General features: G+C 38.0%; 13 protein-coding genes and 1 pseudogene. 8 read left to right on the forward strand and 6 right to left on the reverse strand.

Features of this window, described 5'->3' with window-relative positions; genetic code table 11:
- From IQ264_RS26935 to IQ264_RS26960, 6 genes and pseudogenes are all read left to right on the forward strand, one after another.
- Window positions 1–266 (forward strand): annotated as a pseudogene (locus IQ264_RS26935) (photosystem II q(b) protein); the annotation flags it as partial.
- A 287-nt stretch (window positions 267–553) separates the two neighbouring features.
- Window positions 554–1,987 (forward strand): tetratricopeptide repeat protein, encoded by a 1,434-nt coding sequence (locus IQ264_RS26940; RefSeq protein WP_193984723.1) that lies wholly within the window; start codon window positions 554–556, stop codon window positions 1,985–1,987.
- Complete coding sequence (locus IQ264_RS26945) at window positions 1,984–2,295, forward strand: hypothetical protein (RefSeq protein WP_193984726.1); 312 nt, start codon at window positions 1,984–1,986, stop codon at window positions 2,293–2,295. Before IQ264_RS26940 ends, IQ264_RS26945 begins: the two co-directional genes overlap by 4 nt.
- Before the next feature lie 245 nt (window positions 2,296–2,540).
- Window positions 2,541–3,104 carry a Uma2 family endonuclease gene (locus IQ264_RS26950; protein ID WP_193984728.1) on the forward strand — a complete coding sequence of 188 codons (564 nt, stop codon included), beginning with the start codon at window positions 2,541–2,543 and terminating at the stop codon, window positions 3,102–3,104.
- A gap of 32 nt (window positions 3,105–3,136) precedes the next feature.
- Entirely contained in the window at window positions 3,137–4,822 is a 1,686-nt protein-coding gene (locus tag IQ264_RS26955) for a hypothetical protein (RefSeq protein WP_193984730.1), read from the forward strand.
- A 211-nt stretch (window positions 4,823–5,033) separates the two neighbouring features.
- Window positions 5,034–5,768 (forward strand): dinitrogenase iron-molybdenum cofactor biosynthesis protein, encoded by a 735-nt coding sequence (locus IQ264_RS26960; protein WP_193984732.1) that lies wholly within the window; start codon window positions 5,034–5,036, stop codon window positions 5,766–5,768.
- Between the two features lie 153 nt (window positions 5,769–5,921).
- On the opposite strand, the gene rsmD is transcribed toward IQ264_RS26960, so the two are convergent.
- Window positions 5,922–6,491 carry a 16S rRNA (guanine(966)-N(2))-methyltransferase RsmD gene (gene rsmD / locus IQ264_RS26965; protein WP_193984735.1) on the reverse strand — a complete coding sequence of 190 codons (570 nt, stop codon included), beginning with the start codon at window positions 6,489–6,491 and terminating at the stop codon, window positions 5,922–5,924.
- Window positions 6,492–6,551: 60 nt separating this feature from the next.
- A complete protein-coding gene (hisH, locus tag IQ264_RS26970; RefSeq protein ID WP_193984737.1) occupies window positions 6,552–7,196 on the reverse strand; it encodes an imidazole glycerol phosphate synthase subunit HisH in 645 nt (214 codons plus the stop codon).
- Window positions 7,197–7,245: 49 nt separating this feature from the next.
- Between hisH and IQ264_RS26975 the strand changes: the two genes are divergently transcribed.
- Entirely contained in the window at window positions 7,246–7,776 is a 531-nt protein-coding gene (locus IQ264_RS26975; RefSeq protein ID WP_193984739.1) for a peptidase C15, read from the forward strand.
- Between the two features lie 168 nt (window positions 7,777–7,944).
- On the opposite strand, the gene IQ264_RS26980 is transcribed toward IQ264_RS26975, so the two are convergent.
- From IQ264_RS26980 to IQ264_RS26990, 3 genes are all read right to left on the reverse strand, one after another.
- Window positions 7,945–9,282, reverse strand: coding sequence for a hypothetical protein (locus tag IQ264_RS26980; protein ID WP_193984741.1), 1,338 nt, complete (start codon window positions 9,280–9,282; stop codon window positions 7,945–7,947).
- A gap of 142 nt (window positions 9,283–9,424) precedes the next feature.
- Entirely contained in the window at window positions 9,425–10,099 is a 675-nt protein-coding gene (gene bioD / locus IQ264_RS26985; RefSeq protein WP_193984743.1) for a dethiobiotin synthase, read from the reverse strand.
- Between the two features lie 90 nt (window positions 10,100–10,189).
- Window positions 10,190–12,154: a serine/threonine-protein kinase gene (locus IQ264_RS26990; protein ID WP_193984745.1), complete on the reverse strand. Its 1,965-nt coding sequence runs from the start codon at window positions 12,152–12,154 to the stop codon at window positions 10,190–10,192.
- Between the two features lie 411 nt (window positions 12,155–12,565).
- Here IQ264_RS26990 and IQ264_RS26995 point away from each other — a divergent pair, with 411 nt between their 5' ends.
- Window positions 12,566–13,558 carry a ribose-phosphate pyrophosphokinase gene (locus IQ264_RS26995; protein ID WP_322744815.1) on the forward strand — a complete coding sequence of 331 codons (993 nt, stop codon included), beginning with the start codon at window positions 12,566–12,568 and terminating at the stop codon, window positions 13,556–13,558.
- A gap of 215 nt (window positions 13,559–13,773) precedes the next feature.
- Here the strand turns inward: IQ264_RS26995 and IQ264_RS27000 are convergent.
- Window positions 13,774–14,148 (reverse strand): thiamine-phosphate kinase (locus tag IQ264_RS27000; protein WP_265583117.1); only part of this gene is annotated, 375 nt, incomplete at its 5' end.

Here is a 14,148-nt window from a genome sequence, read left to right on the forward strand (position 1 = left end):
TCTTCTTAGGTGCATGGCCTGTAGTGGGAATCTGGTTCACCGCGTTGGGTGTGAGCACAATGGCTTTCAACCTCAACGGTTTCAACTTCAACCAATCTGTAATTGACTCACAAGGTCGGACAATTGGGACTTGGGCAGACGTAATCAACCGTGCTGGTTTGGGTATGGAAGTAATGCACGAGCGTAACGCTCACAACTTCCCTCTCGACTTGGCTTCTGCTGAAGTTGCTCCTGTTGCTTTGAGCGCTCCTGCGATCAATGGCTAAGGTTTGTCGATAATTAATATTTAACAAAAAAGCGTCTTCTTGCAAAGAGGGCGCTTTTTTGTTTTTGACATTCTTCCCCCTAGCATTGTGGGAATACTTGGTTCACCAATTCATCTTTAAGCTTCAAACGATTGCTCTAGCTCTTACCAATTTCTTGTAGGACAAGTCCCAAGAAACAAACTCAAGCTTAAATTAACTTATATTAACTTATCAGGAAAAATACGGAAAAGATTTTTCTACCTTTGAGTATTTACATAGACAACTCGAAATAAATATTTATTAACGATATGATTAAAACTGTAGATACTCCTAGCCTTAACTGGGCTATTGAAGAGTATGAGAATGCTATCAAAGCTCTGGAAACAGCAGATCATGGTTTATCAGCACAACACATTCTTAAAGTATTAACCGCTCGTGATGCAGTTCAAGCTGCGATTAATCAAAAGAAACAGCCTAATTCAGATGCACTCATCAAACGAATTAAACAATTAGATACTCGGTTAGAGAATAAGGCGGATTCTATCAACCGAGCGATGAAAATTGCTGCTCGCTTAGAAGAAAAAGCTGACTCTATTAATAGGGCAATTAAGTTAGCTGACTGGCAAACGATTTTGAATTCTCCCAAAAAAGATTGGTGGTGGTTGCTTGACCCAATTACAGCTAACTGGCTGTGGAGATTTTTATCTTTGGTATTTGTGACAATTTCTTTAAGCTTAATAATAGATATTTCTGCCAAATTTTTCCAGGGAGGGCCGGATACAACAGGCGTTTTTGCAGTCATTGTTCCTAGTGTATTAACTCTGTTAGCAGGTGGTGGTGCATTAACTAAACCTGGACAGGAAGGAATGGAATATATTCTCACTAGCTTGAAATTCGATCGAAACTCATGGGATAAATTAATTTGCTTATTCTCAGCAATTGTCTTAGCAATTGTGGTGTTTATTTGGTTTAGTTTACCCTCTGTGGCTAACTCCTATGTTCATTGGGGCGATCAAGCTTACTGTCAAGCAGAAATTAATCAGGATGAAAGGACAGGAAATAATAATTGCTTACCCAAAATAGATAAAGCTGAAAGTAGATATCAACGAGCCATAATACTTAATTCAGGCAATGCAAAAGCTCACTACAAGCTAGGAAAAATTTATCAAGAAACGGAGGATTTTGAACAGGCAATTTCTCACTATAAAATTGCGGCCAAAGGTGGGATAGATAAGGCATACTACGATCTAGCTAACTTATATTTTGATCGGCATGACTATCCTCAATCCGATCGGTGGTTGCGTAAAGTTGTCAAACCTTTGGAATCAAATAAGCAAGGATACGAAATAACAAAACAGCATCTAAATTTATTGCAAAAATTGGCGCGTACTTATCTGGAACAAAAAGAGTATCCTCAGGCTATCTACTGGCTGACTTTAGGCAGAGATGCGACTAAGGATAATGAAATTAGATATAATGTGCTGAAATTATTAGGTTGGGTATACGTTAAGCAACAACGTTATGATGCTATATCCATTTTGCAAGACGCAATTAAAATTGATCGTGAAAAAGCATCTGCCTATTGTTTATTAGCCCAGGCATGGGAACAACAGGGTAATTCCAAAGAAGCAAAGACTAACTGGGAACAATGTCTGGCATATTCCAATCAATCAGATCCAGATGAAGACAAATGGAATGTGTTAGCTAATCAATATTTAAAACATAGGGGAGAACAGGGATGAAAACTAATTTATCTATTCCTTTAGTTTTAACTTTGGCACTGACAATGGTGAATGGAGAAATTTTGTTAGCTCAAAAACAGCCTATTGCTCAGGTCATTGAATCTCAAGGTATGAAAGTGAAGCGCGAGCAAAATTCAGAATATAAAGACATAAAAGTTCAGGATAATCTTTATCTGGGTGATTTATTGCGAGTACCAAAGGGAGGAAAAGGTGTTATCCAATGTACGAATAACTCAACTACTTGGACAGTGCCTGACGATGATTTACCGAGAGGAGTTGCGAACACTTGTTCGCCGCGAAAGTCTTAAAGTTTGACTTAAGTATAAATAAGTAGCTTTTAATAATTAAGTTTTTGTCAAATAAAGCGTTCTCTAATTGAGGGCGCTTTTACTTTTAATTCACTATAACGTTTGTTATCAGGGGATAAATTTTATACCACAGCAACAACTAAACCTATTTCTCTGTTCTGGTTTTTTTTGCGTAAGTACCAGCTAAAATAAAATCACTGTTCTTTTGAGAACTGCTTTTTAGTTAGCAATTTTATGGCAAAGATATGTTACAAACAAAAAACAACCTGACTCTAGAAGAATTTCTGGCGCTACCAGAAGATGATGTAACTTACGAATTGGTGGATGGTGAGGTAATACCAAAAATGACACCCAAAAAATTTCATTCTCGGCTGACTAGAGTGCTACTTCAATTACTTGATAAATGGGGTGTTGGACGAGGTGAAGTCTGTCCAGAATTAGCAATTAAATTAACTCGCAGAGGTCGAGATTGGGTGCCAATACCAGAGCTTTTGTACATTTCTGCTGAGCGATTTCCTCTTGATTGGGAGGAGGAAGGAGCCTGTTCTGTTACCCCAGAATTAGTAATTGAAATTATTTCACCGGGACAAACTTTTGGACAATTAGCTGCTAAAGCAAGAGATTATTTGGATGCGGGAGTGTTGCGAGTTTGGGTAGTCGATAGTCAAGCGAGAAGTATTACGGTTTTTTATCCCGATGCACCACCACAAACTTATATGGGAAGTACTCCTTTAATTGATGTTTTGTTTGAGGGTTTAGAAATTACTGCTGAACAAGTTTTTCAGTTGGCAAAAATACGAGGTAAGTGATTAAATATGTGATTACTTTGGGAAAATGCAGGATGCAAAATTTACCACGCAGAAAGTTATTTAAGTATTTACTACTATTTTGCTTAGGATTGGGAATTTTTCTAATTTTAGCTGGGGGATTTTATTGGTTAGTTAGTTCCAATTCTCCAAAAATTAGTTCTCAATCTTCTGGTGTTATATCCTTGAGTCGATCGCTAAATTGTGGCAGTAAAAGTGGTGGCCCATTTGATAATCCCATTGCAGCGAAGTATGGGGAAAATACTTATTCTTGGACTAATAACATTAAATGGGGCTGTGTATACAATATCAAAGATTTTTCGGGTAATAATTTAGTAGAGCAGTTTAATTCTGCAATGAATGCTGCCGTGTTTAATGGTGGGGGAGTTATCTACTTTCCGGCGGGAAGTTATAATTTTACAGATAGTATCTTCTTGAAAAATGGGGTAGTGATTCGTGGGGAAACTCCGACGGTAACAGATGCGAAATCTGATCAATATGCACCTGCAAGTAAGCTGGTTTTTCCTAAGTATGAACCGAGTTTTTCAGGAAATGGAACAGATAATACTACAGCCTTTAAAAAAATATTTACTAGTAATTCTGAATCAGATAGTAATATAGGTTTAGTTAATCTTGATATTAATCGTGCAGGAATCAATTTTGGCGGAAATGTCGATCAAGTAAAAAAACAAAATATTGTAGTTTTTGGGGTTCGCAATAATAATGTTGCCGATCCAGCTAATCAAGTGCCAGACCCATCTTTTCAAGATGCTTGGATGCGGTATAGCGATCGCTTCACCGCCAATATTAAAATTAGTGCATTAGCTAATGTTTTAGTTGCTAATAATCGGCTTAATGATACAATTACTGATAATTACGATCAACCTGGATATAAACTACAATCTGTAGATAAAAAAGAGGTGATTACTTACATAGAGGGTAATAAAGTACCTTTTGATTATGGTAATCATTATGGAATTGTAGTTAATCGTTCTAAAGCTCAAGGTTTTGCATTAGCAGGTAATCCTCAAAATGAACCGGGACTTTTTCGCAAGGGAATTGTAATTCGGGATAATTGGGTATTTCATAAAATGAGGGTTGCTATTCATGCGGCTGGTGATGGATTAATTATTAAAGATAATGTAATTTTAGATCGAGCTAATAAACAATGGTGGACCGATCCTACTGGAATTCGGCAACCTAGAGGTGCTGTTACTTTTGAAAATCGTGCGATCGATTGGTCTGGTTGGAATGTAAAAATTGTAGGGAATAATTATCAAGTTTACAGACATCAAGTGATGGATACTCCCTATCTTAGTGTTGATGGAGAGGGGATTTTAATTCAAGAATGTTGCGGTGGTACTACTGTAAATGGAGCGCAAATTGTCAACAATCAAGGTAATAGTTATATTGGCATCTATAAAGTTCCAGAAGTCAAAAAGGTGACAATCAAAGGTAATAAATTATCATCTCCAGAAGTTGATAAATACATAATTTATGTAGTTGCAGATACAAACAATGCTCCTCATTCTATGTCTGAAGTTGTAATAGAAGATAATGAATTGAGTGGCAGTATTGAAGCTATTTCTAGTTTAGGCGGAACCGGGAATATTATTCAAAATAATATTGGAACAAATGGGACAATTGAATATTCTTGTAATGTTACAGTTGGTAGCAATACTCGTTTCATAGTCAAACCTTGCTCGCCAGTAAAGCAATAAAATTAGTGTAGGAATATTAACCTTTGTTTACTAAAGTAAAAAAATATTTGCAGAGGATTTCAGTATTGAAAAATACCGAATCATTAAGTTAATTCCTATCTAATAGTAAAAGGAAGTTTCGTAAAAGATGACTTACCTCCTTAATATATATTAATGTCTTGAATAATCAAGCAGAAGCTATACCTGTTAACGATTGAGAGAGAATACAACGATGCCGGAACAGCCATTTTCAGATGAAGTAGCCTTGCGAATTGCTTTGGCTTCAAGATTATTTCCCGAAATAACGCTTAAAGAGTTTCTCGAAATATTACTGGATTATTTGGATGGTGAGATTGACGAAACATCCTTAAGTCGGATCACAGTTACTAACTTGAAAACAGCTTTGGGACAAACTTATGAACTCGATGGAGAAGAACATGGAGAAGATGCTAATACAGAGGAAATAGCTGCATTTAAACAAGCGGTAAGGATTTTATGGGGCGAAACTGGTGAAAGTGATAAATTACCAGCTATTGAACCTTATCAAGAAGGTGATATGCCTAATTCTATTCGGGTGGCTGTAGCGTCGAATAATGGAGAAGAATTAGATGGACATTTCGGTTCTTGTCTGCGTTATTTAATTTATCAATTAACAGCGGAAGAAATACGACTTGTTGATATTCGATCGGCATTAGAAGCAGAATTATCGGAAGATAAAAATAGGTTTCGTGTCAATTTAATTAAAGATTGTCCGATTTTATATATTGTAGCGATCGGGGGACCTGCTGCTGCCAAAGTAATTCAAGGCGGAATATATCCGATGAAAAAGGAAAAAGGCGGTTCAGCAAGAGAAGTATTAGTTGAATTACAACGGGCACTTGCTACTTCACCACCACCTTGGTTAGCAAAAATTTTAGGAGTTGCTCCAGGCGATCGCATCAAAAATTACAAAGCATTAACAGTCTAAGAAAAACTACAGGACTTACGCAGAGAGGGTAGGGACACGGCATAATTAACTTTATCTGTTTGTCTAAAATATTTATGATGCCGTGTCCCTACGCAACTACACAGATCTCCAACTTCTTGAATAAGTCGGGGATCTGGCGCAAACTGCTGTAATTTAGCTCTCATCAAGCATCTGGAAGGCTTCATCTAAAGCATAAAATTTTAAAGCAGTATTCCCATAAACTTTTTCTCGATAAATTTCCAAACCTGGAATTTCTCCTACATTCCACAAATTTGGACTATGTTCGACTGCGAGTTCACCATTTTGATTTAAAAGTTGATATTGAGCGATCGCTTCTAACACAGGTTGATATAATTCACTAGAGTAGGGAGGATCGAAATAAATGCGATCGAATTTCTCACCCTCTAAACTTTTTAATCGCTGCAAAACATCACCCCGCAAAACTTGAAAATTTTGCCCATTCAGGGCAACTTGCTGCCAATTTTGCTGAATAATTGTACAGGCGCGACTTGATTTTTCAATTCCAACAACATAACTAGCACCTCGACACAAAGCTTCCGCCCCCATTGAACCACTTCCAGTGCATAAATCTAACCAGCGACAATCTTTAATTGTGCCTTGCCAAATATTAAAAACTGCCTCCCTAACTCTGGCTAAAGTGGGACGAGTATCTTGTCCTGGTAAAGTTTTTAAGAGGCGGTTGCCATAAATTCTCAGACTCATTTTGATTTAGTAGGGGCGGGTTTAGTCAAAGGTTTGAATGCAACAGCGATTAGACTTAAATCAAAACCCGCCCACTCCAACAGGAGTTTGAATTCTGCTCACAAAATTAGAAAGAATTTGTAATCCCGTATCTGATGATTTTTCCGGGTGAAATTGTACAGCCATTAAGTTATCTTTAGCAATAGCAGCTGTAACTTTTTGATTACCATGAGTTACTGTGGCGGCGCGAACTTCTGGATCGATCGGATCGACGTAATAAGAATGGACGAAATAAACCCAAGGTTGAGCAGGTAAATTTTGCCAAATAGGGGCATTTGGTTGGGTAATTTCTAATTGATTCCATCCCATGTGCGGGATAGTTAATCCGGGTTCTGGACGAAATCTGCGAACTGTTCCGGGTATAATACCTAAACCTGGTTCTTTGCCTTCTTCGCCGCTATCAAATAAAATTTGTAACCCTAAACAAATACCTAAAAATGGTTTACCTTCGGCAATTATTTGTTTAATTGGTTCGACTAAATTACGCGATCGCAATTGTTGCACAGCCGGATCGAAAGATCCCACTCCGGGCAAAACAACTGCATCAGCTTGGGCAATTTCTCTGGGTGAATCAGTTATTTTGGGAGTAGCACCAGCTTTTTCTAAACCTTTGCAAACAGAGTGCAAGTTTCCCATGTCATAATCTACTACAGCAATAACCGCCATTTTCCCTCCCCTGATTGATAACCAACAACTCTTTCCATTTTAATTGTATATGAGCAAAAAAGTCCTGTTAACTTCTTTTAGTACTTGGCTACCTCACCAAAAGTCTAATTCATCTGATGATTTACTGCACGAAGTTACTAAAGATGATTATTTCCTCGCATCTTTAACCGCATTGAGGCAATTACCTGTAGATATTCACCAAGCAAGCAACTTAGTAATTGAACGAATAAACCAACTAAATCCAGATTTAATTATCAGTTGTGGTATGGCAGAAAGACGGACAATTTTGACAGTTGAATCTCAGGCTAGGAGAGAGAATCATTTAATTAAAACTTGGGTAAAGTTAGATCAGTTAACTGCTGGTTTAAAGGTGACAAATATTAGCCATGATGCGGGTAAGTTTGTTTGCGAAGGACTATATTATGCGCTGCTGAAACATTTGCGCGATCGCAATCTCCAAACTCCCTGCATTTTTGTTCATGTTCCTTTGTTATATTCGCATAATTTGCCGGATATTAAAGCTGATTTTAGCGAAATTATCAATAGGTTGTTAATTCTGGAAAGTAAAACAACTGTCTGAAGCTTAAATGCTACTTCGTTGAGATTTTGGGTTGTTTCTTTGGCTCTCCAACACTTGTGGTGATAAGTAAACCTGATTGTGTTGTGAAATACTTAATTTATAAGAACCATAGTCCCCAGTCTCCAAAACTAGGGTTTTCCACCACAAGTGTAGGATAACCAACAAGTTTTATTTTGCAAAACCCTTAGTTTTATTCTTTGGTGTTTTGGACTTAGAGTTAGATTTGTCTACTTCAGCGATCGCTTCTTGAAACAAATTATGCAAATGTATCGGAACACTGGCAATTTCCGAGAGTTCTGGTTCTAACGGCTTTTTATACTTTTGCAGTATAGCATTTAAATCATTTTCTAACTTAAAGTTAGGACGTTTTAAGTATTTTTGTAACAACTTTTCTAACTCTGTCGGATACTCTTTTGTTAAACGATTCCAAACAAAAACATTCACTTCTGGATCTTCCAAATATTTACGAATTAACTTGTCGCCATTAGGAATATTCTGCCAATCTTCTGTCACTAAAAATGATTTAAACCTTGTATAAGTTGGCAAAATTACCTGTCCCCAGCGAGGATGAGCAATAACTGTTACTTGTTCAGCTTTTTTGATATTGTCGGGTAACTCAACTTTAGGCAGCATCATTTTGGGTTTTCCCTGACTTTGGAAAAGCTGGGAAATTTGCTGAGAATCGGCACCTAATTCTTTGGCTGTTTTTGCTATTTCCTCCTGGGAAACACCAGCTTCTTTGGCAATTTCTTCTAACGACTTAGAATCATCTATTCCGATCGCAGCTAATCGTTTTTTAGTGATAACTTCTTGAAATTCTGTAAACTTTTTGTTTAACTGATACCCAGGCATTGTTACTTCATCGCTACCAAAGAAATCCAGAAAATCTTGGTGATATTGTTCTACCGATCGCCAAGCTTCTTCTAATAAATCTGGGGCATCACTGTAAAGATGTTTTTTATGTAAATCTTTAAAATTTCCAATAGCAACTGCTAATTTTGGTTTTCCTAAATTCCCCAGTGGTAAACAAGGGCCAGAAAACATCCAATAATCATCATTAATAGGAGAAATTCTCGTGAGTAAAATTTCTCCATTTTTAAATTTAGCCATTTGTGCTAAAGCGCGGCTATCATTTGGCTTAACAGTATAATGTTTTGCAGTTAACCAATTCATTAATTCAAAGCCATCTGGTAAAATTTCCTGAACAGCAAACAAGCCGAGAAAGCTATTTTGCCATTTTTTAACTAAATTGCGATCGCTCTCTGACAAATCCGACTGATTTGCCAAAAACAAATCAATCGGAGTTTGACCCCTAACTTTTCCTTCAGTTAAAAAACTATCAATTAATAACTTTCTCTCGTAAGTAGTATCGTAGAGTTTATTTTGTGCATGGGAATTAGCCGCAACGTAAGATTCTAAAGCTACTGCCAAGTCTCCTTCAGATTCGAGGACAAATTCGACTAAATTTTGTTTGAGTTGGCGCGATCGATCTAATATCTTATCCATAAACCAAATTTTAAAATCATCTTCTATAAGGTAAATTACAGCCACAGCAATAGCGATCCACCTAAAGACACATTTTCTGACCTAAAGCTGGTTCGTTATGACGACTTTAGTCCTTAAAAATGACTAAAGTCGTCACAATAAACTAACAGAAAATTAGGCTTTCTAATTCTAAATTACCTGCTATTTGCGCCAACTTTTCCAAATCTTGAGCATCTGCCAAATATGGCATAATTCCCAAAACTGGAACATTTGTCAAAGATTGAATTAAACCAATTGGCGCTAATTCTGTAATTTCCTGTTCTGAAACAGGTTGCACACAATTCAAGACAATCCCTTTCAGCTTAACTTTTGACTGTTGCGCTAAAGCTACATTCGCCACAACTTGAGCAATACAACCCAATTTTATAGGTACTACTAAAACAGTCGGTAATCCCCAATCTCTTGCTAAATCTGCTACCGTTAATTCATAAGTTATTGGTGAACCTAAACCGCCTAAAGCTTCTACTAAAATTAAATCTCGCTGTTGTTGCAAACTACTAAAAGCTTGCCAAACAATTTTTAAATCTACTTCCTTACCTTCTTTCTCGGCAGCGATTGGTGGGGCTAAAGGTGCGGCAAAATGCAACGGCGTAATCTCAGATTGATTCAGGGAAAATAATTGGCTGTAAAGTTCCCTATCTCCTTCTCCCGTCTGAAGCGGTTTAAAAATTCCCACCTTCTGACTAGGGTAATATTTTTGTAAATAAGCAAATAACGCTGTCGTAAAAACCGTTTTTCCGGCGTTTGTATCTGTCCCAGTAATCAGTAAAGTTTTCATCTGTAATAGGTAGTTAGTAGTTGATAATCACTAATTGGTTCCTATTCAATTTTTACACAACTAACCGATAAAAAATGACAAATAACACTACTATTTAACCGTAATATCTAAAGAAAATACGCTTTCTTGATTTGCTTTAATATCAATTTTATATTCTCCTGCGCGATCGATCTTTGATTCCCATTCTCCCAAACCAGTGGCATTTTCTACCAAATCACCATTGGGATAACGAATATCCAAAGTTACATCACCGTTGATAACTCTGGTACTTACTACTTGACCTGGTTGTAAATTTAACAAATAACGTTTGATTCTTTCGGGACTAGTGCGATCGGACAAAATTTGTGTCCCCACTCCTCCTTCAGGAAAATTAATTACTTCCGAATCAATTAAAATATTTGTTGTCGGACTTTCTGTAGGAGTAGGTATCGGTGTTGGTGTAGGCGTAGGCGTTTCTATTGCAGTAGGTGTAGGAGTTGGTTCTGGATTAGTTAAAAATAACTCCAATTTATACTCACTTTCTGACACACCTTTAACTGTACCCAACTGAATTGTATAATCACCACTATAAGGCAGTATTCCTTCCCAACGAGTAACTCTTCTTGACTGATTATCTACAGTTTCTCCATTAGGTGCTAAAACTGTCATCAACACTCCTTCTTGAGTTAACAAAGCACTTAATTTTTGTCCTTGAACTCCAGAAATAATATAATTAATTGTGACATTAGACTTTAACTTATCTTCAGCAAATAAAGTTTGTCCAGGAATTGGGTTAAGGCGTTTACTAGAAGTTACAGGTTCGGCATCAAGACTGGGAGTTTCTGTTGCTTTTGGTGTCGGAGTAGCATCAGGAAACACATCGCTGGGAGTTGGCAATGGTGTAGGTGTCGCCGTTGAAGTTTGATTAGTAATTGTAGGTAATTGTAAATTGCGGAATAGTAACCCTCGGTTCAAAATGTAACTAACTAAAAACCAGGAACCTACTCCAGCAAATAAAGCTAAAAATATACCCAACAAAAACACCATAAAAGGATTTTCCCAAACTGATTTTTGGACGGGAATAATCACTGGGGTGGGTTTACTTACAGAATAATTTGGTTCGATTTTACGGGCAACTGCTACTGTTTGAAATTCGGAAAGATTGGGAGTATTTGTAGATTTTGGTGGTTGAGAAGCAGGTTTTTTTGTTGATGAATTGGTTGGGGTAGTTAAATTAGGAGGTGATGCTAAAGCACGAATAACTGCACGGGCATCTGGGTAGCGATCGCCAGGTCGATAGTTTAACATTCGATTCAAAACTTGCGCCAACACCGGACTAGCCGGAGGTATCCACTTTTGCCAATTCCAAGACAGCGTATTTTCATCAAATAATACTTGCGGTTCCTGCGTTGTCAGCAAGACAATTGCCATTACTGCTAAAGAGTAGAGATCGCTATTAGGATAAGCCCTTCCGGTTTGAATTTGTTCCGAAGGTGCATAACCCATTTTTCCTACTGTAGTTGCTGACAAAGTTAGATCGGGATATTGCACTTTAGAAGCGATATCTTTCACTACACCAAAGTCGATTAATACTGGAGTACGGTCTCGTTCTCGCAAAATCACATTGTCCGGTGAAATATCTCGGTGAACAATTCCTTGACTATGAATGTAATCTAGCACTGGCAATAATTGCTGCAACAAACGCAAAACTTCTGCTTCTGTAAACTTTTCGTTTTTCGCCTTGCGTTCTGCAAGTAACTCCCGATAAGTTTTTCCTTCCACATAATCCTGTACCAAAAATAAACGTTGGTTTTGGGCAAACGCGGCGCGAAACTGAGGAATTTGCGGATGCTTAATTTGATAAAGTATGCTAGCTTCCCGTTGAAAAAGTTCTTTAGACTTTTGTAGAATTTGACTACCAGGGTGTTGGGGAATAAACTCCTTCAAAGCGCATTTTTCCTGAAAACGCCCTCGATCTTCGGCAAGATAGGTTCGTCCGAACCCCCCCTGACCCAAAATATTGAGTAAGCAGTAGCGGTTTTGCAGAATTGTTCCATTGGGAAGCGGTGGTTGCATCGCAGTTAATTGAGCAGGCAAAGGTAATGACGAAACGTTTTTGTTGGAAGCATTCTAGCTTAACTGGAAAACTTTCATTGTCTCATGGATAATAATCGAGTGTGGTAAGTAATGTAAAGTAATCGTGAAGAGAAAATATAATCTTTTACTCGATCTTTACATAACCAATCCGGCGATCGGTTAAATTTCTCCGTATTATCTACAAGTTATCTCAACAGCTCATTAAGTAGAGTATGCGATCGCTCGTAATTCGATGACACTTCCTAAAGTAAGAGGTCAATAAGTCAGCTAAATTATTGAGAGTATTTCATCTAAGCAATATTTTTATGAGCACAAATTTAGAAAAATTTAGGTTATTTTAGACAGAGTAAAATGATAATATAATCTTAAACAATGCTTCGAGGGTCTGCTGTGATTCGTTCTGCCACTTTGACTCTTCAGCCAACATCACCACCAATCTCTCCTAATAACCGTTTGAGATTGTTTTCTGGCTCCGCTAATATTCCCCTAGCCCAGGAAGTTGCTCGCTACCTGGGAATGGACTTAGGCCCAATGCTTCATAAGCATTTTGCTGATGGAGAAATTTATATTCAAATTCAGGAATCTATTCGGGGCTGTGATGTTTATCTGATTCAGCCAACTTGCCGCCCAGTAAACGATCACCTGATGGAATTGCTGATTATGATTGATGCTTGCCGTCGGGCTTCGGCTAGGCAAGTTACAGCAGTGATTCCTTATTATGGTTATGCTCGTGCCGATCGCAAAACCGCAGGGCGCGAGTCAATTACTGCTAAGTTAGTTGCTAACTTAATTACCGAAGCAGGCGCTAATCGCGTTCTGGCAATGGATTTACACTCTGGACAAATTCAAGGTTATTTTGATATTCCTTTAGATCATGTCTACGGTTCGCCAGTCATCTTGGACTACCTGATGGCTAAACAACTGTCTGATATTGTGGTAGTTTCGCCAGATGTGGGCGGTGTCGCTAGAGCTAGAGCATTTGCTAAAAAGCTCAATGATGCTCCCCTGGCAATTATCGACAAGCGTCGTCAAGCTCACAATGTAGCAGAAGTTATGAACGTCATTGGCGATGTCGCTGGTAAAACAGCAGTGTTGGTAGATGACATGATTGATACGGGTGGCACTATTACAGAAGGTGCGCGTTTGCTGCGTAAAGAAGGGGCACGTCAAGTTTATGCTTGCGCTACCCATGCGGTATTTTCACCTCCAGCAGTTGAAAGGTTATCTTCTGGCGTTTTTGAAGAAGTAATTGTCACTAATACTCTTCCCATTAGTGAAGAACTCCGCTTTCCAGGGTTGACAGTTTTATCTGTAGCTGATGTTTTAGGTGAAACTATCTGGCGGATTCACGAAGATAGTTCTGTTAGTAGTATGTTCCATTAATACAAGAAGGCAGAGGGTTCCAAGGAAAGAAAGTTTGTACAAAGCTTTTTCATCTGTGTTAACTGTATAGTGATTTCTGCTACGTTGCATTAGTAAATGAAAGATTAAGTAGGGTGTGTGACGGTGCGATTCTAAGGAAAGACTTGATTTTTTCCTTCTTATGCCGTCACGCACTTTTTTAGTTAGATGGTGCTATTTTTTAAGATAGCGATCGCTCATTTTTTGCCAAAGTGCTGAAATCCTTGGCTGAGATGCAAATTTTCATCGGGATAATTGCCAGTACTATCAATTAATTGCACAGTTTTTTCTTGGGTAATTCTGCCAATAATTGCGCTTTCTTCGCCTAATTTTTCGACTAAAGTTTCCGCAATTTCTAGCGGAAGACACAAGACTAATTCAAAGTCTTCGCCGCCATATAATACCCATTCTATACTTTGCTGTGGTGATAACCAATTGGGAAAAGCTGGTGGTGTGGGAAGTTGCGATCGATCAATTTTTGCCCCCACTTTACTAAAATTACAAATCTGTATAATTGCGTCTGCTAAACCATCGCTGCTATCCATTCCGGTGAGGGGGATTGGGGATTGGGG

Source organism: [Phormidium] sp. LEGE 05292 (assembly GCF_015207735.1).
In the GTDB taxonomy this organism is placed as follows: domain Bacteria; phylum Cyanobacteriota; class Cyanobacteriia; order Cyanobacteriales; family Aerosakkonemataceae; genus Floridanema.